We start from the raw sequence: 22,769 nt of genomic DNA, 5'->3' as shown, positions 1-22,769 counted from the left end.
CGTTTCTATGAATGGAAAAGAAGAAGTTTTCCAGCAGGTGATGCCAGACGATGGGTTTGTTTGGTCAGCCCTTTTTCTTCCAGGATGACTTTTCCTTTGTCACGCGCTTCCTCATCTGTTTCGGCCGTAAATGTTTCGTCCATTATCTGTTTGCCTGTTTGTTCGAATGCAGTCAATTTATAAGTTCTCAAGTGAATCAATCCTTTCTGAATGGATATTCATTTTAAGTATAAAGGGTTTCTTTTGAAAAGTCCTGTAATTTTTGAAACATTTCGTCAGATGTTTCGTAATAAGTAGAAAGGAAGGGGCGACCGGAAATGGCTTTACATGTAGAACAGGTGACGAAAAAATTCGGTGACTTTACAGCGGTGGATGATCTCTCGCTGTCAATCGAAGAAGGGGGGATGCACGGTTTCCTTGGGGCCAACGGGGCGGGCAAGACGACAACGTTCCGGATGATTCTCGGGCTGTTGGATCCCACGCACGGAACAGTACGCTGGAAAGGAAAGCCTATTACATATGCAAGCAGTCCGGATATTGGCTATCTGCCGGAAGAACGGGGCCTGTATCCGAAGATGAAAGTTGAAGAACAGCTGGTTTATTTGGCACAGCTGCGCAAGATGACGAAGGTGGATGCCAAGCGTGAAACGGCTGCCTGGCTGGAGCGCTTTGAAGTACCTCATTATGGCCAGAAAAAAGTGGAAGAATTGTCGAAAGGCAATCAGCAGAAAATCCAATTGATTGCGTCGCTCTTGCATAAACCTTCACTGTTGATATTGGATGAACCTTTTTCAGGGCTTGATCCAGTCAATGTGGAAATGCTGAAAAGAGCCATCCTGGATTTTCAGAAGCAGGGAGCAACCATCGTCTTTTCCAGCCACCGGATGGATCATGTCGAGGAACTATGTGATGAGATGAGCATTTTGGATCGCGGAAAAGTGGTTGTTGGAGGCTCAATCCGGGAAGTGAAACGGTCATTCGGCAAGCAGAAAGTCCGTTTGAATATGAATGCCGACCTCAGTCGTTTAAGCGAAATTGAGGGTGTCGATCATTTCACTAAAACAAAAGAGGGCGCTTTGTTTCAGATTACAGATGAACATACAGCCCAAATTCTCCTGAAGAAAGCTATGGAGTTGGGAACTTTACGCCACTTTGCGATAGAAGAACCTTCTCTGGAGGAAATTTTCATTGCGAAGGTGGGGAAAAAGCATGCATAGTTTTTGGATTATCTTCAAACAGGCATTTATGACCAAGGCAAGAACGAAATCCTTTATCATCACAACATTGATTGTCGTCGCCTCTTTTTTCCTTCTGGCGAATATACCGAATATCATCTCCCTTTTCGATAACGAAGAATCCGAGGAGAACATACTGCATGTCCTTGATGAAACCACAGAGCTGTTCCCTGAACTGCAGAATCAGTTTGAGTTGATGGACAGCGGCATCGAAGCTGTACCCACCTTTCTGACGGAAGAAGAATTGCAGGAAAGCATTGCAGAAGGCACCATCGATGATTATTTGGTGTTAACACAGAATGGCCAATTGCAGGCGCGCTATGTCTCGGAATCTGCCAATGAAATGGGCAGTGGAATGGAAATTGAAAATGCAGTTCAGGCCATACATACATCTTTAACTGCTGAAGAGCTTGGTTTGGACGATAATCAGGTGGGCCAATTGTTCATGCCGGTCGAATTTGAACGGCAAGCTATTTCGGAATCCTCCAAATCGCAGGAAGAGCTGAGTCAGGCAAGAGGACTTGTCTACGTTCTGATCATGCTGATTTATGTAGCAGTCATCTACTATCCGAATATGATCGCCATGGAAGTGGCAACAGAAAAATCCTCTCGTGTTATGGAGATTCTGATCTCCAGCGTGTCGCCGGTTAAGCATATGTTCGCAAAAATCGCTGGCATCGGCACCCTCGGAATATTACAGATGATGATATTCGGACTGGCAGGCTATTTCGCAATTAAAACGGCCGGCACCGATTTGACGGAAGGCTTTTTCAGCGTCATGGGCTTTTCGGAAGTCAAAATCAGCACATTCCTGTTCGCCATCCTCTTTTTCCTGCTGGGCTATTTCCTGTATGCGGTGCTTGCCGCATTGCTGGGGTCATTGGTCAGCCGGACAGAGGATGTGCAGCAATTGATGCTGCCGATGATGATTTTGATCATCCTCGGATCACTTATCGCGTTTTCGGGAATTTCGATACCGGAAGCCGGTTACGTGACCATCGCTTCCTTTATTCCTTTCTTTGCGCCTTTGGTGATGTTCCTGCGTGTCGGCATGCTGGATCTGCCATTATGGGAGCCGCTGCTGTCCATCGCGATCATGCTGGTGACCATCGGGATCCTCGGTTGGTTCGGTGCCCGTGTCTACCGCGGCGGTGTCCTGATGTATGGCTCGTCCCAATCGCTGAAGGACATCCGCAAAGCCATTCGTTTAGGGAATAATAAGTAATCGAGAGCTGTGCTCAAAGCACTGGGTAAGAGCTGGTTTCTTCAGTTCAATTTAAACAGAACATAAGGACGCTGTTTGCAGGAAGTTTCTTGCAAACAGTTTTTTTTATGAGATTTTCATGGTAAAATAGGAACAAATATTCGGTCAATAAAAGGGGTTAATTATGGAATCCATTCGTTTTATCCACACAGCAGATCTGCATTTGGGAAGTCCGTTCGTCGGTATGAAAGGTTTGCGGAAAGAGCAGTGGAAAAAGCTGAAAGACAGCACCTTGGATGCTTTCGATCGGCTTATTCAGCATGCCCTTAAAGAAAAACCCGATTTCGTCTTGATTGTCGGAGATATCTATGACGGTGAAGACCGCAGCATCCGCGCACAAGCCCGTTTTCAACAGGGGATGCAGCAGCTGGCGGAGCAGAAGATTCCCGTGATCATCAGCTATGGCAACCATGATCATCTGAGCGGCAATTGGACGCGTTTCAATCTCCCGGAGAATGTCCATACATTCGATGATTCGGTGTCCCAGTTTAACCTGGAAACTGCAGGCGGTTCCGTAATCTTCACGGGATTCAGCTATGGCAAACGCCATGTCAGTGAATCGATGGTCGAGCATTATCCCCAAGCGACAGATACGGACAGCTATCAGATCGGCATGCTGCATGGCAGCCTCGAGGGGGATTCTACCCATGCTGTTTACGCGCCTTTCAAAAAAGAGCAGCTGCTCAGCAAACATTACGATTATTGGGCGCTTGGCCATATCCATAAACGCCAGGAACTTCACAGGGAGCCATCCATCATTTATCCGGGCAATATTCAAGGACGCCACCGCAAGGAATCCGGTGTAAAAGGCTTTTATGATGTAACGCTATCGAAAAGGGATACGGCTCTGGAGTTCATCCCCACGTCAGTCGTACAATTCGAGCAGGTGGCCATTCCGGTCAAAGGACTCCTCCATATGAATGAATTGATCGATGCCTGCCGGCAGGAGCTGAGCCTATTGGGGGAAGCAGCGGGTACGGCAATCGTGGATATCGTGTTTACCGAGCTGGATCGGGAAAGTTTTCAGCTGTTAGCCGAAATTCCAGAGAGCGAGTTGCTGGAAACATTGCAGGAATCGATGGATGCATTGGATTATTTTATTTGGATCCAAGGGATTCAGTTTCAACAGGCAGAGAGTGAAACAGAGCTGTCACCGCTTGGGGCTACACTGGTTCAGGCAATCGAAGGGTGGAGTACAGAAGAATGGAAAACGGTGTTGAAGGATTTATACAGGCATCCGAAAAGCAGTCGTTTTTTAGAGCCATTGGCAGATCAATCCGTCGGGGATCTTCAACAAGCAGCCGCACAAAAAATTCGGCGCAGTATGCAGGCAGGAGAGTGACGGGATGAAAATTGAGAAACTGATCATTTACGGCTTCGGCAGGCATGAGAATCGGACAATCGACCTGACCGATCAGTTGGCATTGTTCTATGGACCCAATGAAGCCGGAAAAACAACCATGCAGCAATTCATCATCCAAATTCTATTTGGTTTTCCTGCACGCAATGGGACGCAATTACGCTATGAACCGAAAGACGGAGGGAAATACGGGGGTCAGCTCCATATTTCCGATCCGCAATATGGGAGACTGGTGATTGAGCGGATAAAAGGAAAATCTGCTGGAGATGTCACGGTCTGGTTTGAAGATGGCAGGCGGGGAGCAGAAGCGGAGCTCAAGCAATTGCTGCGCAATTATGACCGCGCCTCGTTTGAAGCGGTTTTTTCATTTTCCATCCATGAACTGCAGGGGCTTGAAGGGCTGAGTGAAACAGAATTGAGCCGTACCCTGCTTGCTTCAGGAACCACAGGCATCGATGCAGTGACGCGCCTGGAAGGCCAGCTGGAAAAGGAAATGGCGCAGCTATTCAAGAAGGGTGGACGTACACCGGCAATGAATAGACTCGCTGAAGAACTCCGGAGCATCGAAGGTGAGCTGAAGGAGTACCGGGAACGGACAGAGCTTTATGGCCCTTCTATCGAGCGGCTGCGGGAAATCGAGCACCGGCTGTTAGCTGTTGAAGGCGAAGAAGCGGAAATAGACCAGGAACTGAAAAAACTTGGCAAATGGCAGCAGGCCTCTCCATTGCTTGCTGATAAAAAGAAGCTAACAGAACAGATTAAAACTTTGGAACTTGTACGATTTCCGGTGGATGGCAAAAGGCAGATGGATCGCCTGGTGGACAAGCTGTCGGAAACAAAAGCCGATTTGGAGCACGCGGCGAACCAGCAAGGCAGCTTGCCTGCCATTGAAGCAGGAGAACCTGCCTCTATTCTGGAAAACCTGTTGAACCGTGAATCGGATTGGCATCAACTGCGGATTCAGCTGGAACAAAAGCGCCAGGAGCATTCGGAACTGTCAGAAGACTGCGAGACCACCGTGTCATTGTTGGGACTGTCAGAACAGCAGGCATTGGCTGTAGATGTCTCTTTGAGCAATGAAGAGCAATTGCTTGGCAAGCTGAAGGATTTGGATGTGGAAGAAGAGGACCAGCGTTTCCGGCTGCGCAATCTGCAGGAAGAGAAAAATAAGCTGGCTCAAACAGAGCATGAGTTGACTTCTTTTTTGGCGGGAGAGCCTCCTGGAAAAGAACGGCTCGCTGCGGAACAATGGCCAGCCATCTCAGCAGAATTGGCAGAAGCCAAAGCAGCATCAAAATTTCAACAGGCCAGCAGCGGAAATGGATCTATGATCAACTATATGATGATCGCACTGGGTGTGATCATAGCTGCATACGGATTCATCCAAACCTCGTCAGTAGTGATGGTACTGGGTGCAACGGCAATCGGAGTAGGTGTCAGGCTGTTTCTTAAAACGCCGAAACCTGGAGAGCTGTCGGCAGAATACGAGGCGGTTCTGAAGAAGTACGCCGGCAAAGAAAGTGACTATGAAACCGTTACGAAGAAAGTCGCGGAATTTGACCGTCACCTGGATAATTTGATGGCTCAACGGGATGCCATTAAAAAGAAAATCACCACCTATTCAACAGAAGAACCTGGATATTCAGCTCAAGCTGCTTATCGTCAGTATCTGTCGCAGATCGGCCTACAGCCGGAAACAAGCCGCACGATGATTCTGGAACTATTTGAAAAAATCCGTAAGGTGCACCATGTCCATTCACGGCTGAAGCGGATCGAGGATGAAATCCATGTACTCGAAGAGCGGCAGAAGGAATGGTTGGAGAAAGCAGAAACGGCATGCGGTAAGGAATTGGCTGCTGGCGAACTGATGCCGGCTTTGCGTTCAGAGTTGGCACACCGAAAGCAGCAGCAGGAAGAATGGCTGAAAATAAAAGAAAAGCAAGCGGGGCTGGAGCAGGAAATCAGTCGTTTGACTGTGTACCGGGAGCAGCTTGAAAAGGAACAGCAGGTTTTGCTGGAATATGCTCAAGCGGAAAATGTTCCCGCTTTCTATGGTGTTGCAGATGCATGGGAGCGGAAACAGCAGCTGGAAAGAGAGCTTGCACTTGTTGATGGACAATTGGAGTCCATCGGTGATCATGAACTCCCGGATGGCTGGCAGCTTGATGATGCAGATGCGGCCTTGGAGAGATGCCAAGTCCAGTTGGCGAAACTGAAAGCAGAGCGAAATGAGCTGCTGGCTGAACAGGCGGATAAACAGCAATTGACCCGTTTGTTGTTGTCGGATACTTCCTACGAAGAAAAGCAGCAGGAATTTGAAGGAAAAAAAGCGGGATTTACTGAGTTGGCGCAGCAATGGTCCATCAATAAAGCAGTTGTGGAAGCGATCAAACAAACAATGGATGAGTTGAAAGAAAAGAAACTGCCGGCAGTGCTGAACAATGCACAGCATTATTTCAACCGGTTGACCGCTGGTGCCTATAAAGGATTGGCGATGAACATGGATGGGTATTTCGAAGCGGAGCGGCAGGACGGCACGTATTTCCGTATTGCTGAACTCAGCCAGGCGACAAAAGAGCAGGCTTATCTGGCATTGAGGCTGTCTTTAGCCGTATCGATGAAGAACAGCCATCCATTTCCGATTATTATGGACGATGCTTTTGTCCATTTTGATCGCAGTCGTCTGCAGCAAATGATAAACTTAGTGACAGAGCTGCAAAAAGAGCATCAGTTCATTTATTTCACTTGCCACGAAGGCATGCAACAGGCTTGGCCTAATGCGCAGATCATCAAAGTGGCCAATACCGAAAGGAGCGTTCATTCATGACTAAAGGAATTACACAGCGCGCAGTTGGCGAGACCGTCGACGAATTCCTGCTGATCAAGCAGTCCGTCAAGGGAGTCACAACTACGGGGAACCCATTTATTTCGTTGGTGCTGCAAGACAAAAGCGGCGATATTGAAGCGAAATTATGGGATACAAAAGATGAACAGGAAAAAATATTCGCAGCGGAAACGATTGTCCGTGTAGGTGGAGAAATCCACAATTACCGAGGGAAAAATCAACTGCGCATAAAAAGCATCCGGCCGGCAAAGCCCGAGGAAAATCAATCGATTGCTGATTTGATGCCATCGTCGGAAAAATCAACAGAAGAATTGCTGGAAGAAGTGATGAAGTATCTGTTTGAAATGGAAAACCCGCAAATTCAGCGGATTACCCGTTTTATGCTGAAAAAATACCAGCAGCAATTTCTGACATATCCGGCAGCGACCCGCAATCACCATGACTACGTTTCCGGCTTAGCGGATCATGTCGTTTCAATGCTGAAACTGGGCAAGTCATTGGTCGAAATCTATCCAGGCTTGAATAAGGACCTGTTGTATGCGGGAATTATTCTGCATGACATCGGCAAAGTAATTGAACTTTCAGGCCCGATTGCTACAACCTATACAGTGGAAGGCAATTTAATCGGTCATATTTCCATCATGGTGACGGAAGTGGCGAAAGCTGCAGAAGAGCTGGAGATTGAAGGGGAAGAAGTGATGCTCTTGCAGCATATCATTCTCTCTCATCACGGCAAGGAAGAATGGGGCAGTCCGAAAAAACCGATGCTCAAAGAAGCGGAAATCCTGCATTATATAGACAATATCGATGCCAAGATGATGATGATGGATCGCGTCCTTGGAAAAACCAAGGAAGGCGAATTTTCCGAACGCGTCTTTGCATTGGATAACCGTTCATTCTATAAACCTAAAATTTAAGAAGAAAAGTGCAAGCGTCCGCGTAGCCTTGCCGCTAAAGTCTGGACAATAACTGAAGAACGAAAATATCATAGTTTTTTAAGTTTAAAAAACCCCCGTTTCCTATAGCAGGAAACGGGGGTTTTTAGATCTTCAGTTATTATTCAGCAGGAGCGGCTTCAGGAGCAGGTTGTGGATTTAAGATATCATCCAATGCGCCTTCAAGATCTTCGTCTTTGATCTCGACATTTGCTTCTTTCATCAATTCAGCAACTTTTGGAAGCAAGGATGCTTGGTCTGCTTTTGAAAGTGCGATTTCAGAACGGATTTCTTCTTTTTGATCTTCCAGTGCCGGCTGGTCTTCCACCTGGCGTTTTTCAAGAACCTGGATGATATGGAATCCGAATTCAGAGGCTACAGGCTCACTGATTTCATCAACCTCAAGGCCATAAGCGACTTCTTCGAATTCAGGAACCATAGCTCCTGGACCGAACCAGTCAAGGTTACCACCGTCAGCACCAGATGCTGTATCAGTTGAGTTTTCTTCAGCTAATGCAGCAAAATCGCCGCCTTCATCCAATTCCTTTTTAAGGGAGTTGGCAGTTTCTTCATCAGCCACTAGAATATGGCGTGCATTCAACTCAGTGCCTTGACGGTCATATTGAGCTTGGATTTCTTCGTCCGTCACTTCAACATCTTCAGTCAATGCTTTTTCCTGCAAGATATTCAAACGGATGACTTTTTTGTAGCTTTCTTCTGTTTGATTGTTTTGAGCAAGAAACTGATCAAAGCTTTCGCCCAATTCTTCTTTATTGCTTTCGTATTCAGCATTCACTTCTTCGTCCGTCACTTCGTAGTTTTCAGCAAGCACTTTCTCAATCATAAGAATCTGTACTGCCTGTTCACCGATTGACGTTTTCATTTCTTGGTAAAGTTCATCTTTGGTGACATCGCCAACTTCAGATGTAACGATGACTTCTCCTTCACCGTTGTCGCTGCATGCAGCTAAAGCCAGTACGGATGCTGCCAAGGTTATAGTTAAAAAGGACTTTTTCATTGAATTTCGCTCCCTACTTTCTATCTGTATAAGTTGAACTAAAGATCTTCGCCTGGTGATATTCCACAAATCAGCTCCGCTTTCCTGCGGGCTCGCGCCGAACTAACTCGGGCTTTTGGCCCGAGTGGATTTCGGCACTTCGCTATCCCGCTGGAGTCTCCGCTGATTTGCTCCATATCTTTTATAGATATAGTAGAAACATAGAGACTCGCTTTGAATTCACTACATCTCTTAGCGCCGGCGCGCCCAGGGGCTAGGCGAAGCAAGAAGACTGGCGCTCTTTGCCTGGTTTCTTACGGGAGCCATGCCCAAAGCGTCCGAAGCGTTGTGTAAAAGCAAAATTCTTTAGTTCAACATATATAGTTGCAGTAATTACTATACTATAAACGATTCGCAGTATGCAAAGTTCCTAAAAAAATACACTTGCCAGGAGGCAAGTGATTTAAGGTGTAAATTCTACGCCTACATACAACGATACCAGTAGTATTGTGATCAATATATTAATGGTACGGAATATTTTTTGGTGATTTTCTTCCGGGATTTCCCGAGAAGTGACTAATGCCAATGTCATCCGGTTGATCTGGAAAAGATAAAACACGGAGAACATAACAATGAATGCGATAATCATGGATTTCCTCCCCTCTGACTTTACTTCCTAGTATAACAAAGACGGGAAGAAAAAGCAGGAATCAGCTGACTACTGGAGGTACTAAAATCTCAAAACCAGTCTCTGTTTCTTCTATTAATGCATACTTTGGAGAACGCGCTAAATTGCGAAGATAGATGATATCCGTCAAACATAGCGCACAATGATAGGCCAAAAGCATAGCGAAATAATGGCTGAAGGCAGGCATCAGTATACTTAAGGTGACAATGGCTGTGTTTAAAAAAAGAAAAGGTGTGGCCAATGACAAAAGAAAACGTAGTTTTGGTACCGGTTCATTGATATGAAGTAAAATAGCTGGACAAACTTTCAATTGTTTTCGAATGATGAGCTTCAAGGACTTGTGGCACCCGATCATCGGCAAAAAATGCAGAATTTTGTGGATCGGATAGATGGCCAGCAAAGCCAGGATAAAAAGCAGGAAATACTGATCGGATAGAGGTGTGGCATAAGCAATCGCAAGCCCAATGTACGAGGCCATAAAAACAGCGATTCCGAAAAGCGCTGATATCATGAAAAGCCGGTCAAATCCATATTGTTTTTTTACATTAATTGTTTTCCAGCAGTGCATGTGTGCATCCCCTATTTATAAATTCATTTTTGATTCGATACATACATTACAATGATTTATAAGGAAATGCAACCATAAATTAAATTTGGGGAATTACTGATTATTGTTGGCTTTCCTGGTGCATAATGACATGGTTTTCTTCACTGAATCTGTTCTCGATATTTTTGAAGGAAGCTTCAAATATCTCCATGAAATCATCTCCGTAAATGTTTCGGATGACGGCCATGATATCCATGAATTCAGGGAACTTTCCATACAGTTCACGCAATGGAAGAGAGCCGTCGATAACGGCGTGCGGAGTTTCATGATAATTCTCAATCATTTCCTGCATCAGTTTCTCGCCTTTTTCGGTCAGTTGTACATAGGTATTGCGCTTATCCGTATCGCGTTTCGAAAAAGATAGCAGTTCACGCTCTTCCAGTTTTTTTGAGAAATTAAAAGCGGTTGAAACATGCATGACGCCGAATTTAGCAACATCTGAGATGGAAGCTCCTTTTAAGTGGTACGAGATCCAAAGAATGTGATGCTCATTAATATTCAAATCATAAGGTTTTATCCACAACTGCCAATCTTTTTCCACCGCTTTCCACAAAGCTTTCGATAATTGACCGATGCGCTGGCTAAACAGCATAGCCTCTTTCATGGTATATTCCTTTTCATTCACACAAGCACCAACTTTCCTCCGAAATATTTTCTTTATTATAGCAGTAAAGCAAACGTAATTAAAGTAAGAATAGTAAAATAATTTACAAAAGCAATATGTAAGTACTGTAAAACATACTCGATCGGGAAAAAACAGCCGTAATCAGCTATTCAAAAGGCTGGATACAGCAAAGCTGAGCAGCAAACACTGACCTGACATTGAATAGTTATTTTCACGGATTGAAGGTGCCGAAAACTGCGTTTCTAGTTTTGAATGGGAGAATAAGGTATCCCACAAAAAAAACAGCTGCCCGAAGGCTGCTGTTTTAAGCGGTTTGTGTATCGTCATCGACTTTTTCCTTTTTAGGTTTATCATCGTCATTGTCTTTTTTATCTTTACTGATAGTATTCTGCAATTCTTCAATTGCGTTTTGGATTGCCATGATTTCAAGCTGGAGATGCTCTTTTGCAGGAGCAGTGCTCTCCGTCCATGTTTCAAGAGAAGCCTTCAATCCGTCGACTGCTTCAGGCAGCTGTGCTTTGGCCTCCTCGGTCAAATGGTTGATCGACTCTTTTAAGCCATTCACTTTTTCCTTCAGTTCATTTAAATACTCTTTCCACTCAGATGATGACGACTTCATAGTCGTACGGAATTCCTGCCCTGATTGGGGAGCAGAGAATAAGGCCGTTGCAGCTCCAGCTGCCAACCCTGTAGCAAGTCCTAAGAAAAACCTTGATGCTTTCATGTATAAAACGCCCCTTTCTTCCTATAAGCTTCTTTTCCTTTATTTTACCTAATTAAAACATAAAGATGAATGACTATTCAATAAAAAAAGCTTTTCGCCAAAAATAATGGCGAAAAGCTCTGGGATTTAGGCTGCTTGTGAAACAGCCGTTTCGAATTTTGAACGCTTGACCAATGTGATGACAATCGGATAAATAAAGGCGAAAGCGACTCCGTTCATCAATACTGCAGGCAAGACCACCGTAACAACCAAAAGGCTGAAGGGAATATTGGCGCCGATTACAAAAATGGCTGCAGACAGGAAAATCGTTCCGGACAATAAAGTTCCAACTGCACAAAGGGCAATAGTCACTGGTAATTTAGAAATGAATTTCTTCAAGATCATCACCAAAGCAAGAAAAACAAAAGCCGTGATGAACTTATCGATGATATTCGGGAAGAATCCACCTGGGAATGTGGAAAACAGTCCAGACAGGACACCCGTCGTTACCGCCAATAAAAACACGTTTTTAACATTCGGGAATAAAAGAATGCCGACAAACATCATCGTCAACATGAAATCGGGCTTCATTCCGCCGTTGATGCCTGGAATCACCACATAAAGAGTGGCTCCGACGCTGACCAGCAACGCCATTAAAACTAGGTTTTTCGTATTCATTTCTCATCTCTCCTCAGCTCTGTGCTAGTTTCTTTTTCCCGGTCGTGTCCTCATGACCGCCGGCGAAAACTTATACTGATTCTATCCTGTCCACTTTAGAAAATCAAGCGTCAGCGGCTAATTTTTCTTTTACGCTTTCCGCAAGTTCCTGGATGCGTTCAGAAGTGAATTCCTTTTCTTTCGTCATCCACTTTGCGCCAAATCCGTCGCTTTCGCCGTAACGGGGAATAAAGTGCAGGTGGAAATGGAGAACGCTTTGTCCCGCTTTCGCACCATTGTTGTTCAACAGGTTCATGCCCTCAGGCTGGAAGGTTTCGTTGATGGCTTTTGCAATTTTAGGTGCTACGGAAAACAGATTGGCTGCCTCTTCCGGCGTGAGGTCATAGACGAATTCGCGATGTGTTTTGGGGATAAGCAAGGTATGCCCTTTAGACAATGGCATGATATCCATAAATGCAAAAACATGTTCATTCTCATAAACTTTCACGCTTGGGATTTCGCCTGCAATGATTTTGCAGAAAATACAATTTGTCATAGGTATCATCCTTTCCATTTTTCCCATTTTACCACAATTGACATATCCGAAAAGAATTCAGCAGCTGGTTTTGATACAATAGTTTAATAGAAAGAGGTGTTATGCATGGCAATTTTGGAAGTCGATGCGTTGACTGGAGGATATACACGCAAGCCGGTCCTGCAGGAAGTGACGTTTTCAATAGGAAAAGGGGAGCTTGTCGGGCTCATCGGTTTGAATGGTGCCGGAAAAAGTACGACGATCAAGCACATTATCGGATTGATGCAGCCGAAATCGGGGCAGATCCGTTTGAATGGAAAAACCTTTGAAGAAGATATGGACACGTACCGTTCCTCTTTTTCGTATATTCCAGAGACGCCGGTATTATATGAGGAACTGACGCTGCGGGAACACCTTGAATTGACTGCGATGGCCTATAACTTAGATCCGAAGTTGTTTGAAAAGCGTTCTGCTGAACTCCTGAAGGAATTTCGGATGGAAAAGCGCCTGAAATGGTTTCCGTCGCATTTCTCAAAAGGAATGCGCCAAAAAGTGATGATCATGAGTGCGTTTCTGGTGAATCCGGCTCTTTATATCATCGATGAACCTTTTGTGGGGCTGGATCCGCTGGGCATCAAATCTTTATTGGATCAAATGGAAAAGCAAAAGAAAAAAGGGGCATCCGTGCTGATGTCGACCCATATTTTGTCGACTGCCGAGCGTTATTGCGACCGGATCATCCTTCTTCACAACGGCCGTGTGCGGGCCAGCGGGACAATGGATGATTTGCGGAAGGCGTTCAAGATGCCGGACGCGTCACTTGACGATTTATACATTGCGATGACCGAGGATGAGCTAAATGAAGAATTTGCATGATGTCTGGTCACGGAGGCTAACTAAATACACAGTTGAAGTCCAAAATTACCTGAAATATATTTTCACCGGCCATATTGCGGTCGTGCTGCTTTTTGCACTTGGAGCTGCAGGATTCGCCTATAGTGAATGGATTCAGAATATCCCGCCGGATTTCCCGGGAGCGCTTGTCTTAGCAGTGATTTTTGGGGTGCTGTTAGCCATCAGTCCGCCGTCCACTTTATTGAAAGAAGCGGATTCGGTATATTTTTTACCTTTGGAAAGCAAGTTGGATGAATTTCTGAAGCCGGCATTGAAATGGTCATTCTTTTCGCAATTGTACTTGCCGGTCATTGTCTTTATTGTTTCATTGCCGATGGTCAACGCTCTCTATGGCCTTCCATCATCTTTCCTGATCGGTTTTCCGATTTTGCTGCTGCTGATTAAATGGTGGAATGTCCAGACGGAGTTTGCTTTTAGGAAACAAGGAGCAGGGGACGGCGTCTGGCTGGATCGGTTGCTTCGCTTTCTGCTGATTGGATTATTTGTGTACTTTTATATAGAAGAACAGTTGATCATTGCCATTGTTGTCTTGTTTGCCATCATTTTCTACGGCAAATGGATTGCCCGGAAGGCGGTTGGAAAGCCTTTTGCTTACGAACATTTTATCGGCTTGGAAGAAAACCGGATGCTTCGCTTTTATCAATTCGCCAATTACTTTACAGATGTTCCTCATCTGAAGGGTAAAATCAAAACCAGAAGCTGGCTGAACTGGGTTTACCGGTTTATCAAACCGGGTCCGAAAAACGCTCATCTGTTTTTAGTCTGGAGAACGTTTATCCGATCGGATGAATTGTTTTATTTATGGGTGCGATTGACGGCAATCATTATGGTGGGGGCTTGGTTTATTCCGTTCCAGATTGGTGTCGCCTTATTTGCCGGTGCTTTGGCATTTGCAACGGTGATCCAAATTTGGCAGGGACTGACCCATACCCAGCATTTCCGGATGGACAATCTGTTTCCGCTGACACATTTCAGCAGGCAGCAGGCTGTCAGGAAACTCATCATGGCCATGCAGGTGCTGCAAAGCATTGCAGCAGCAGCTGTCTTGTTGCTGATGGGGGAAATGATTACCGCTCTGTTGACTTTCGGGGTTATTTTAATCGCTTCTTTACTGTCTGTTACCGTGTTGAGAAATAAAAAGAATTGAAACAAGCCCGGCCTCTATTTTTCGAGGCCGGGCTTGTTTTTTGATTTATTTATGGAAATTGATCGCGGCAGCACCAAGAGTTTTGGCTGCCAGCAGCATGGCTTCTTCTTTGAAATCGAATTTCGGATGGTGGTGAGGATAGACTTCGCCTTCAGGCATGGCACCAGTGAAGAAAAAAGCACCTGGAATTTCCTCCAGGTAGTAGGCGAAATCCTCTCCACCCATCTGAGGCGGGCAATCATAGACCTCTTCTACACCAGGAATCGCTTCTGCGATGCTCTTAATATAGAGGGTTTCTTTTTCATGGTTGACGACCGCTGGATATCCCCGTTTGAAATTAAATTCATAGCGGCTGTTGTTGGCTATGCTGGTTCCTTCAATGACCCGTTCCATCTCCGTCTCCATAAGGCTTCGGACATCTTCTTTGAATGAACGGACAGTTCCGGACAGTACGGCCTGGTCAGCAATGATATTGAACGGGTTCTGCGCAACAAACGAACCGACGGACAAGACCGCTGATTCGAGGGGGTCCACACGTCTCGATACCAACGATTGAAGGTTCGAAACGATTTGGGAGCCGATGACGACCGCGTCGATGGTTTCGTGGGGGCTGGCGCCGTGTCCTCCGCGCCCCTGGACTTTCAGTTCAAAGCTGTCGGCAGCGGCCATGATCGGTCCGACGCGTGTATCGATTCTCCCGAATGGCGTCGTAGACCAAAGATGGGTTCCGAAAATGGCATCTACCCCCTCCAGGACACCTGCTTCAATCATCGATTTAGCACCGCCGGGTACCAGTTCTTCAGCATGCTGGTGGATCAATACATAAGTTCCATCCAGTTCGTGGCGTAAAGAGTGCAGGACTTTTCCTAGCACCAGAAGAGTCGCTGTATGACCATCATGTCCACATGCGTGCATGACCCCATTGACCGTTGATTTATAGGGCACATCTTCTTTCTGATCTTGTATAGGCAAAGCATCAAAATCAGCACGCAAAGCAATGGTCTTCCCAGGTTTTGCGCCTTCTATCGTGGCTACCACACCGTTTCCGCCAACGCTATGTTTGACGTCGATGCTTAATTGCTCATAATATTGGCGAATATAACGGGCTGTTTTGATTTCATGGAACGATGGCTCGGGATTCATATGCAGGTGGCGTCGGATCTCCACCATTTCAGGATAAGCAGCATCCAACTCAACGTATAATTTATCAATCATTGTCAAAACTCCTCTCTCTTTTTAAAATCATATCATAATTAACTGTTTATTAAGAGAAGTGACGCAACTTTGCGACATACATCCACCAAACAGAAAAGACTTTAGCTGACTCGACGAAAAGTCCAGGAAACCAACAAGGCGCAGCCTACTTCGTATGCCGAAGTAGGGCTGCGCCTTGTTTTGCTTAGTTAATAAGTAAAGTTCATATAAGATGCTGCAAAGTACACGATGAGAATAATCACTGATGGCAGTGCATAAGATAATGTAGACTTACTTTCTTGCCGGTAAAGCGAAAGCAAAGCCAGCAAGGACATAATCAGAACACCGACAGCGATGATCATATTGGCACCGGAAACTCCCGAAATGATGGTTCCTGCAGTGTACACAGGGTCAGACAGAGCAAGGATGATCATGTTGAAGATATTGCTTCCGAGAATCGCACCGACTGCCATGTTGACATTGCTCAATCGAAGCGCTACAAAAACAGAAATGGCTTCCGGAAGGGAAGTAGCCGCTGCAATCAGGAAACTGCCGATAAAGCTGGAGCCGATTCCGGTGATGATGGCGATTTGGTCGCCGGTAATCGATAAAGCGGTACCAGCAGCTAAAATAACAAGTGCAGCTATGATAAAGCGGAAAATCGCTGCTTTCGGAGATAGCGAAGCACTCGGATTGTCGGGTTCTTCTTCCGACTCCGCAATTGCTTCTGCTTCAGGATCCAATGAAGGCAGTTTGTTGATGGCCACCATACCGACAATATAAGTGATGGCGATAATCAGTGCATCAAGACCAACACCCAGAATTTGAATGTCCAAGCGAAGCCATAATGCCATGATCACCAGGACGGTCAATAAAATCCCAAGGAGGGAAGTATAAATATTATTTCGGGAAGCCCGGTCCAGAATTCGGCGCCTTCTGAGAAGGAAATCAAATCCGGCAAGAATGAAGAGATTGAAAAGGTTCGACCCGATCATGTTTCCGACCGCGATATCGGCATTGCCGATCGCTGCTGCCGAGAAACTGGTGGACACTTCGGGAAGAGAAGTGGCACCTGCGAGCAAGAGTGTACCGACCATCATGCCGCCCATTGCCGTTTTAGAACTGATAACATCGGCGTACTGGGACAGCTTGATGGACGCGAAAACAGTCAATGCGGCTGCTAATATGAAAATAACGAAAACCAAGTAATTTCCTCCTCTTTATATATGCAAAGACTTTTTTTAGCTATTATTCTTCTTCTGGTTTTGCTCGATACGTACTGATATAGGACACACCTGAGAAAATATTCGGACGCTGTGAACCGGCCGGACTTTCAGGTTTAGCGGAATGGGCTTCTGCAAAAGCCTGCGACTCTTTCCATTTCTCATAAAAAGCAGGGGATTCCCATTCAGTCAGGACCACATACGTATCCGAATCGAGCGGTCTCAGAACACGGAATGCAATGTAGCCAGGCTCATTTTCAATAGCACCTGCCCGATTCTTAAAACGATGTTCGAAAACAGGGCGGCCTTCATCGGAGACCGGTATGTTATTGAAGACAAAAAATCCTTTTTCCTTCAACTCACCAGTTCCGTCGACAACTTCATAGCGACGGGGAGTTTGAAAGATCGTTTTTCCTTCTGATTCGTGAATCATCAAGGTCGAATTTTCACCCTGCATGAGGACCATTTTCTCTGCTGGATTTTTGTCGCGCATTTTTTTCATATAATCATATGTTCCTGTTGTCATATAAAAATTCACTGATACCCCTCCTAATAATATACTTACTGCTTACTATACATCCTTCCCTCTAGAAATCTACATGAAACAGGTTTGACAAACAAGTGAAAAGAGAAGCGTCTAATTTATGACAAATGCGCTGTGAATCTATACAATAAAGGGCGGAACGTCTATAGTATAGACGGATATAGGTAGACAAACAGTAGAGCAGAAGTTTGAAGGGATGAAAAATTCATGACATTTAATGATACTTATCTTCGCGCAGCGCGTGGAGAAAAAACGGATCATGTACCTGTATGGTACATGAGGCAGGCTGGACGTTCGCAGCCGGAATACCGCAAGATCAAAGAAAAATATTCATTGGAAGAAATTACGCATCAGCCGGAACTATGCGCTTACGTGACCAAACTCCCTGTAGATCAGTACAACAACGATGCAGCAGTTCTTTACAAAGATATCGTTACACCGTTGCCGGCAATCGGCGTTGACGTAAAAATCAAATCGGGAATCGGTCCCGTAATTGATAATCCGATCCGTACAATGGCGGATATCGAACGCTTAGGCGAAATCAATCCTGAACAAGACGTCGATTTTGTCCTTGATACGATTCGTTTGTTGACGCAAGAGCAACTGAACGTGCCGTTGATCGGCTTTTCAGGCGCCCCTTTCACATTAGCCAGCTATATGATTGAAGGCGGCCCTTCGAAAAGCTACAACAAAACCAAAGCGATGATGGTATCGGAACCGGCGATGTGGTTTGCGTTGATGGATAAATTGGCAGACACGATCATTCCTTATGTGAATGCGCAAATCAAAGCAGGTGCTAAGGCAATTCAGATTTTCGATTCATGGGTAGGTGCTTTGAATGTAGAAGATTACCGTATCTTCATCAAGCCGGTTATGGATCGTATTTTCGCTGAATTGCGTACAGAAGGTGTGCCGTTGACGATTTTCGGTGTCGGCGCAAGCCATTTGGCAAAAGAATGGCACGAGCTTCCGGTGGATGTAGTTGGATTGGATTGGCGCCTGCCGATTTCTGAAGCACGTGCTATGGGATTGACCAAAACCCTTCAAGGGAATTTTGATCCGGCGTACTTATTGGCAGACTGGCCAGTAATCGAAGAACGTGCGAAGAAGATTTTGGACATGGGCATGCAGAGTGATGGCTATATTTTCAATCTTGGCCACGGGGTATTCCCTGAAGTCAATCCGGATACATTGAAGCGTTTGACTTCATTCGTCCATGAATACAGTGCTGCTCATAAAAGCAAATTAAAATAGAAGAAAATTCATTTTGAGGTGATTATGTTGAAAAAGACAATGGGATTATTAGTGATGGCATATGGAACGCCATATACAGAAGATGATATTGAACGTTATTACACGCATATCCGCCGGGGCCGCAAGCCGAGCGAAGAAAGTCTGGAAGACTTGCGCAGCCGCTACAAAGCGATTGGCGGATTGTCACCACTTGCAAAAATCACGTTAGACCAAGCAAATGGCTTATGCGATCGCTTGAATGAAGTGCAGGATGACATTGAATTCAAAATGTATCTGGGCCTGAAGCATATCGAACCGTTTGTTGAAGATGGTGTGGAAGAAATGAAGAAAGACGGTATCACAGAAGCCGTTTCAATTGTATTGGCGCCTCATTTCTCGACATTCTCCGTGAAATCATATAATGGCCGCGCAGCTGAAGCAGCTGAAAAAGCAGGCATTTCATTGACATCAGTTGAAAGCTGGTACACAGAGCCGAAATTCATCCAGTACTGGAGTGAAAAAATCAGTGCTTCTTTCGCTGAAATGTCAGAAGAAGAACGAGCGAAATCTTGCCTGATCGTTTCTGCACACTCTTTGCCTGAGAAAATCATCGCGAATGGCGATCCCTACCCGGATCAATTAAAGGAAACAGCTGAAATACTTCAACAGGCTACTGGCGTGGAAAACGTTGAAATTGGCTGGCAAAGTGCTGGACAAACAGGTGAGCCTTGGATTGGACCGGATGTCCAGGACTTGACCCGCGAGCTGTTCGAACAAAAAGGATATACCTCTTTTGTCTACACACCGGTTGGTTTTGTGACAGATCATTTAGAAGTGCTTTTCGATAATGATTACGAATGTAAAGTAGTTTGTGATGAAATCGGTGCAAACTACCGTCGTCCAGAAATGCCGAACGTCCAGCCATTATTCATCGATGGTTTGGCTGATGTGGTATTGAGAAAGCTGGCAGAAAAATAAACCAAGTGAAAGTGAGGATTAAACGTGGCCGTAAAAGCGCATAAAGTAGTCGTCGTGGGCGGGGGAATTACAGGACTGTCAGCGGCATACTACTTACAAAAACAGGCAGTTGAGCAAGGTTTGGAGATTGACATCACATTGGTTGAAGTAGCCCATCGTCTCGGCGGGAAAATCCAGACTTTGCATAAAGATGGTTTTGTAGTAGAGCGTGGTCCGGATTCGTTTGTCTCACGAAAAAACAGCATCCAGCAATTAGCTGGAGAATTAGGGATTGAAGACCAATTAATCCAAAGCGCGCCGGGGAAAACCCATGTGGCAGTCGAGAATCAGCTCTATTCGATTCCGTTGGGTTCAGTCATGGGCGTACCGACAAATTTCGGTTCGTTCCTTACGTCCGGCATCAGTTCTTGGTTTGGCAAGGCCCGCGCTTTAGGGGACTTTGTCCTACCGGCATCGACAGCAGTTGAAGATCAGCCGCTTGGAAAATTTCTAAGGCGCAGGTTCGGCAATGAATTGGTTGAAAATTTAATTGAACCTTTGTTTTCAGGTGTTTTTGCTGGTGATATTGACCGTTTGAGCTTAAAAGCGACGTTTCCTGAGTTACTTGATGCCCAGCGGCAGCACCGCAGTTTAATAAGGGGCTTAAAGAAAAATCAAGTAGCGGATTCCCGCCCATTCAATACCATAAAAGAAGGCTTATTCCAAACGTTTACAGGTGGACTTGAAACACTGGTACATACGCTGGAAAAAGAACTTGAAAACTGTACCATTCTAAAAGGCGTTAAAGTGGAAAACCTGCAACAGCAACAAAACCAGGTGAAGCTGAAGCTGAACAATGAAGCTTCCATCATCGCAGATGGTGTCATTTTCGCCTTGCCGCATGCTAAACTGTTGCCGATTTTCGAACCATTGGGCTTATTGAAAGGCCTGAAAGGCATGCCCTCCACTTCCATTGCGACGGTATCCATCGCTTTTCCGGAAGGTGCCATAGCGTCCGAACCTGATTGCATGGGATTTGTAGTGGCACGAAACAGCGATTTCACCATTACGGCGTGTTCAGCAGCACACTTGAAATGGCCCAGCTTAACACCGGCTGGAAAAACCATGTATCGCTCATTTATTGGGCAGGTCGGTGATGAAGCGGTTGTGGAATTATCGGATCAGGAAATTGTTAAAGCCGTTTTAGAAGACCTGAATAAATTGCTGGACATTCAGGGAGAACCTGAACTGACTGTCGTTTCCCGAATGAAAGAAGCGATGCCGCAATATTTAGTGGGCCATGAAGAGCGGATTGCTTCCGCCAAAAAAGAATTGCAGGATGCGCTTCCGATGGTGCAGATTGCAGGGGGTTCCTTTGAAGGATTCGGATTGCCAGCCTGCGTTGACCAAGGGAAAGCGGCCGCCAATCAATTGATCGAACGATTTACTGCTGAATCTATCAGCACGGAGGGAAATGCATGATGAAAAAATTTATGTGGCTTGGATTGCCATTTTTATTGCTGGCTGGCTGCGGAACGGATGCAGCTGGTACTGGTGAGCAGATAGAAGAAGTGATGGTGGAATTCAACACTGAACAGCAGGCAGCTGTTGCTGAAGAAGTGGTGCTGTCCGTTTCTGTGACACAGGGAGACGAAGCTGTGGAAGATGCAGATGAAGTCGTCTATGAAGTATGGGAATCCGGAGATCGCGACAACAGCGAGATGATTCCGGCTGAACATAAGGAAGACGGGGTTTACGAAGCGGAAACCAGCTTTGAAGAAGAGGGCCTGTATTATATGCAGGCGCATACCACTGCACGGAGTTTGCACGTTATGCCGAAACAGGAAGTCACGGTCGGCAATCCAGACCCGGATTCCATTGTTCCGGATGACAGCGAGGATTCGCAGGGCATGGATAAGATGGAAGGCCATTCCGGCCATTGATACAGACTACCCAAAGGCATCGCTTAGGCGGTGTCTTTTTTATTGTGAATAAAAGAGTGGGGTGGCGATTTACACTGCAGTTCTATAGTCGCCTCGGTCGCTCTGGAGTGGGTTCCCACGATAAGCCGGGCAGCTGAAGGGCGCTGCCAGTCTTATCGCTCCACCCACTCCGTTGCCGCGCCTCAGCTGGGTGTGTATTTGATAGGTGGATATCCTAGTTGTTTGGGAGAGATAGATGGGGAGTGGTTCTAAAATCGCTCGGCAGCGATGGTACACGCGCCTTCGCTAAGCGGGTTTTGTGGATAAGTTGATTTTGATGAGGTTCTATAGCCGCTTCGGTCGCTCTGGAGTGGGTTCCCACGATAAGCCGGGCAGCTGAAGGGCGCTGCCAGTCTTATCGCTCCACCCACTCCGTAGCCGCTCCTCAGCTGGGTGTGTAGTTGATAGGTGGATATCCTAGTTGTTTGGGAGAGATAGATGGGGAGTGGTTCTAAAATCGCTCGGCAGCGATGGTACACGCGCCTTCGCTCGGCTTGGGATGGAAGTGTGTGGATTTCGAGGCTTTACCTTACCAGTTCACGTTTCTACCTGAGAGACGTAAGATTTCTACCTTAATATTTTACTTTTCTACATGAAGTTTTTGTATTTCTACAAGAATTTATGGGAATATGATGTGAAAATAATCTGTTTAGTGGTTGAAAGATCCATTATTCACGGACTGTCCACAAACCAAAAGCGATCCGCTGCGCTTCTCCGACATGCCCGCTTTTCACAGGCGAAAAGCATAAGTGCAACTCATTTTTTCATCACTCCTCGAATGAATACGTCTGAAGCGATTTCTCCAACCTACTCAAATTATTCTAAATCTATTTAACACAAAAATTCAACACAAAAAACGAAGCAACGCCACTTAGCGCTGCTTCGTTTTTTATAAGTATATTTTACTTGATCTTATAATTCGTTGCAGGAATCACATTGAGTACCATAACATTCATGTTGCTCTTCCATTTTTTCTCCACAAGACGCACACTGTTTCGGGGGCAAGTTCTTGAAAAATTCAACTACGTTTTCAATCATAACTTCCATCTCCTTTTGTTATAGTACTGTTGGTGTTTAAAACAGTGTATTATAACAGTTTGGATTCGTCAACCCTTAACCGTGA

The 22,769-nt window shown here is 45.6% G+C and carries 23 protein-coding genes; 11 read left to right on the top strand and 12 right to left on the bottom strand.

Translation table 11 applies throughout. The features are described from left to right. Positions 1-5 precede the first annotated feature (5 nt). Positions 6-191, bottom strand: coding sequence for a YhzD family protein (locus Q0785_RS16130; protein WP_298832203.1), 186 nt, complete (start codon positions 189-191; stop codon positions 6-8). 126 nt (positions 192-317) lie between these two features. On the opposite strand from Q0785_RS16130, the gene Q0785_RS16125 reads away from it, so the two are divergent. From Q0785_RS16125 to yhaM, 5 genes are all read left to right on the top strand, one after another. Then, the gene (locus Q0785_RS16125; RefSeq protein ID WP_298832198.1) at positions 318-1,217 is read left to right on the top strand and encodes an ABC transporter ATP-binding protein; all 900 of its coding nucleotides are present in this window, start codon (positions 318-320) and stop codon (positions 1,215-1,217) included. After that, positions 1,210-2,460: an ABC transporter permease gene (locus tag Q0785_RS16120; RefSeq protein ID WP_298832195.1), complete on the top strand. Its 1,251-nt coding sequence runs from the start codon at positions 1,210-1,212 to the stop codon at positions 2,458-2,460. The genes Q0785_RS16125 and Q0785_RS16120 overlap by 8 nt, the downstream gene beginning before the upstream one ends. 163 nt (positions 2,461-2,623) lie before the next feature. Beyond that, positions 2,624-3,841, top strand: a complete 1,218-nt coding sequence (locus Q0785_RS16115) for a DNA repair exonuclease (protein WP_298832192.1) — start codon at positions 2,624-2,626, stop codon at positions 3,839-3,841. A 4-nt stretch (positions 3,842-3,845) separates the two neighbouring features. Then, positions 3,846-6,686, top strand: coding sequence for an AAA family ATPase (locus Q0785_RS16110; protein WP_298832189.1), 2,841 nt, complete (start codon positions 3,846-3,848; stop codon positions 6,684-6,686). After that, positions 6,683-7,621, top strand: a complete 939-nt coding sequence (gene yhaM, locus Q0785_RS16105) for a 3'-5' exoribonuclease YhaM (RefSeq protein WP_298832186.1) — start codon at positions 6,683-6,685, stop codon at positions 7,619-7,621. The genes Q0785_RS16110 and yhaM overlap by 4 nt, the downstream gene beginning before the upstream one ends. 139 nt (positions 7,622-7,760) lie before the next feature. On the opposite strand, the gene Q0785_RS16100 is transcribed toward yhaM, so the two are convergent. The 7 genes from Q0785_RS16100 to Q0785_RS16070 all read right to left on the bottom strand — a co-directional run bounded on the left by Q0785_RS16100 (position 7,761) and on the right by Q0785_RS16070 (position 12,472). Next, positions 7,761-8,657, bottom strand: coding sequence for a peptidylprolyl isomerase (locus tag Q0785_RS16100; RefSeq protein WP_298832183.1), 897 nt, complete (start codon positions 8,655-8,657; stop codon positions 7,761-7,763). Between the two features lie 442 nt (positions 8,658-9,099). Further along, positions 9,100-9,285: a hypothetical protein gene (locus Q0785_RS16095; protein WP_006828367.1), complete on the bottom strand. Its 186-nt coding sequence runs from the start codon at positions 9,283-9,285 to the stop codon at positions 9,100-9,102. Positions 9,286-9,346: 61 nt separating this feature from the next. Further along, entirely contained in the window at positions 9,347-9,892 is a 546-nt protein-coding gene (locus Q0785_RS16090; RefSeq protein ID WP_223641639.1) for a DUF3267 domain-containing protein, read from the bottom strand. 100 nt (positions 9,893-9,992) lie between these two features. After that, a complete protein-coding gene (locus tag Q0785_RS16085) occupies positions 9,993-10,556 on the bottom strand; it encodes an HTH-type transcriptional regulator Hpr (protein ID WP_223641641.1) in 564 nt (187 codons plus the stop codon). 304 nt (positions 10,557-10,860) lie between these two features. Next, on the bottom strand, positions 10,861-11,280 hold the full coding sequence (locus Q0785_RS16080) for a YtxH domain-containing protein (RefSeq protein WP_298832152.1): 420 nt from the start codon (positions 11,278-11,280) through the stop codon (positions 10,861-10,863). A gap of 126 nt (positions 11,281-11,406) precedes the next feature. Further along, entirely contained in the window at positions 11,407-11,937 is a 531-nt protein-coding gene (locus tag Q0785_RS16075; protein WP_223641645.1) for a tryptophan transporter, read from the bottom strand. Between the two features lie 103 nt (positions 11,938-12,040). Continuing rightward, positions 12,041-12,472, bottom strand: coding sequence for an HIT family protein (locus tag Q0785_RS16070; RefSeq protein ID WP_298832145.1), 432 nt, complete (start codon positions 12,470-12,472; stop codon positions 12,041-12,043). 105 nt (positions 12,473-12,577) lie between these two features. Between Q0785_RS16070 and Q0785_RS16065 the strand changes: the two genes are divergently transcribed. Both Q0785_RS16065 and Q0785_RS16060 read left to right on the top strand, forming a co-directional pair. Further along, complete coding sequence (locus tag Q0785_RS16065) at positions 12,578-13,327, top strand: ABC transporter ATP-binding protein (protein ID WP_298832142.1); 750 nt, start codon at positions 12,578-12,580, stop codon at positions 13,325-13,327. Further along, the gene (locus tag Q0785_RS16060) at positions 13,311-14,513 is read left to right on the top strand and encodes an ABC transporter permease (RefSeq protein WP_298832138.1); all 1,203 of its coding nucleotides are present in this window, start codon (positions 13,311-13,313) and stop codon (positions 14,511-14,513) included. The genes Q0785_RS16065 and Q0785_RS16060 overlap by 17 nt, the downstream gene beginning before the upstream one ends. A 45-nt stretch (positions 14,514-14,558) precedes the next feature. Here Q0785_RS16060 and Q0785_RS16055 read toward each other — a convergent pair whose 3' ends face one another. From Q0785_RS16055 to Q0785_RS16045, 3 genes are all read right to left on the bottom strand, one after another. After that, entirely contained in the window at positions 14,559-15,728 is a 1,170-nt protein-coding gene (locus Q0785_RS16055) for an amidohydrolase (protein ID WP_298832136.1), read from the bottom strand. A gap of 188 nt (positions 15,729-15,916) precedes the next feature. Beyond that, positions 15,917-16,912: a sodium:calcium antiporter gene (locus tag Q0785_RS16050; protein ID WP_298832134.1), complete on the bottom strand. Its 996-nt coding sequence runs from the start codon at positions 16,910-16,912 to the stop codon at positions 15,917-15,919. A gap of 43 nt (positions 16,913-16,955) precedes the next feature. After that, positions 16,956-17,468 carry an antibiotic biosynthesis monooxygenase gene (locus Q0785_RS16045; protein WP_298832131.1) on the bottom strand — a complete coding sequence of 171 codons (513 nt, stop codon included), beginning with the start codon at positions 17,466-17,468 and terminating at the stop codon, positions 16,956-16,958. A gap of 213 nt (positions 17,469-17,681) precedes the next feature. Here Q0785_RS16045 and hemE point away from each other — a divergent pair, with 213 nt between their 5' ends. Genes hemE through Q0785_RS16025 form a run of 4 tightly spaced genes read left to right on the top strand, consistent with a single transcriptional unit; the run spans position 17,682 to position 21,607 of the window. Then, entirely contained in the window at positions 17,682-18,728 is a 1,047-nt protein-coding gene (hemE, locus tag Q0785_RS16040; protein ID WP_223641657.1) for a uroporphyrinogen decarboxylase, read from the top strand. Between the two features lie 24 nt (positions 18,729-18,752). Then, complete coding sequence (hemH, locus tag Q0785_RS16035) at positions 18,753-19,685, top strand: ferrochelatase (protein WP_298832124.1); 933 nt, start codon at positions 18,753-18,755, stop codon at positions 19,683-19,685. A gap of 24 nt (positions 19,686-19,709) precedes the next feature. Continuing rightward, the gene (hemY, locus tag Q0785_RS16030; RefSeq protein WP_298832121.1) at positions 19,710-21,146 is read left to right on the top strand and encodes a protoporphyrinogen oxidase; all 1,437 of its coding nucleotides are present in this window, start codon (positions 19,710-19,712) and stop codon (positions 21,144-21,146) included. Beyond that, positions 21,143-21,607 (top strand): FixH family protein, encoded by a 465-nt coding sequence (locus Q0785_RS16025; RefSeq protein WP_298832118.1) that lies wholly within the window; start codon positions 21,143-21,145, stop codon positions 21,605-21,607. The genes hemY and Q0785_RS16025 overlap by 4 nt, the downstream gene beginning before the upstream one ends. A 951-nt stretch (positions 21,608-22,558) precedes the next feature. Here Q0785_RS16025 and yhfH read toward each other — a convergent pair. Beyond that, complete coding sequence (gene yhfH / locus Q0785_RS16020; protein WP_215102079.1) at positions 22,559-22,684, bottom strand: protein YhfH; 126 nt, start codon at positions 22,682-22,684, stop codon at positions 22,559-22,561. Positions 22,685-22,769: the final 85 nt, after the last annotated feature.

It is taken from the genome of uncultured Planococcus sp., assembly GCF_947501725.1.
GTDB classification, from domain to species: domain Bacteria; phylum Bacillota; class Bacilli; order Bacillales_A; family Planococcaceae; genus Planococcus; species Planococcus donghaensis_C.
The sequence above is the reverse complement of the archived record's forward strand: the minus strand, read 5'-3'. Positions and strand labels throughout refer to the sequence as shown.

Bases quoted from the DNA above. Each gene is read 5' to 3' on its own strand.
- Q0785_RS16125 (WP_298832198.1), top strand. From the start codon at position 318: ATGGCTTTACATGTAGAACAGGTGACGAAAAAATTCGGTGACTTTACA.
- Q0785_RS16120 (WP_298832195.1), top strand. From the start codon at position 1,210: ATGCATAGTTTTTGGATTATCTTCAAACAGGCATTTATGACCAAGGCA.
- Q0785_RS16115 (WP_298832192.1), top strand. From the start codon at position 2,624: ATGGAATCCATTCGTTTTATCCACACAGCAGATCTGCATTTGGGAAGT.
- Q0785_RS16110 (WP_298832189.1), top strand. From the start codon at position 3,846: ATGAAAATTGAGAAACTGATCATTTACGGCTTCGGCAGGCATGAGAAT.
- yhaM (WP_298832186.1), top strand. From the start codon at position 6,683: ATGACTAAAGGAATTACACAGCGCGCAGTTGGCGAGACCGTCGACGAA.
- Q0785_RS16100 (WP_298832183.1), bottom strand. From the start codon at position 8,657: ATGAAAAAGTCCTTTTTAACTATAACCTTGGCAGCATCCGTACTGGCT.
- Q0785_RS16095 (WP_006828367.1), bottom strand. From the start codon at position 9,285: ATGATTATCGCATTCATTGTTATGTTCTCCGTGTTTTATCTTTTCCAG.
- Q0785_RS16090 (WP_223641639.1), bottom strand. From the start codon at position 9,892: ATGCACTGCTGGAAAACAATTAATGTAAAAAAACAATATGGATTTGAC.
- Q0785_RS16080 (WP_298832152.1), bottom strand. From the start codon at position 11,280: ATGAAAGCATCAAGGTTTTTCTTAGGACTTGCTACAGGGTTGGCAGCT.
- Q0785_RS16075 (WP_223641645.1), bottom strand. From the start codon at position 11,937: ATGAATACGAAAAACCTAGTTTTAATGGCGTTGCTGGTCAGCGTCGGA.
- Q0785_RS16070 (WP_298832145.1), bottom strand. From the start codon at position 12,472: ATGACAAATTGTATTTTCTGCAAAATCATTGCAGGCGAAATCCCAAGC.
- Q0785_RS16065 (WP_298832142.1), top strand. From the start codon at position 12,578: ATGGCAATTTTGGAAGTCGATGCGTTGACTGGAGGATATACACGCAAG.
- Q0785_RS16060 (WP_298832138.1), top strand. From the start codon at position 13,311: ATGAAGAATTTGCATGATGTCTGGTCACGGAGGCTAACTAAATACACA.
- Q0785_RS16055 (WP_298832136.1), bottom strand. From the start codon at position 15,728: ATGATTGATAAATTATACGTTGAGTTGGATGCTGCTTATCCTGAAATG.
- hemE (WP_223641657.1), top strand. From the start codon at position 17,682: ATGACATTTAATGATACTTATCTTCGCGCAGCGCGTGGAGAAAAAACG.
- hemH (WP_298832124.1), top strand. From the start codon at position 18,753: ATGTTGAAAAAGACAATGGGATTATTAGTGATGGCATATGGAACGCCA.
- Q0785_RS16025 (WP_298832118.1), top strand. From the start codon at position 21,143: ATGATGAAAAAATTTATGTGGCTTGGATTGCCATTTTTATTGCTGGCT.
- yhfH (WP_215102079.1), bottom strand. From the start codon at position 22,684: ATGATTGAAAACGTAGTTGAATTTTTCAAGAACTTGCCCCCGAAACAG.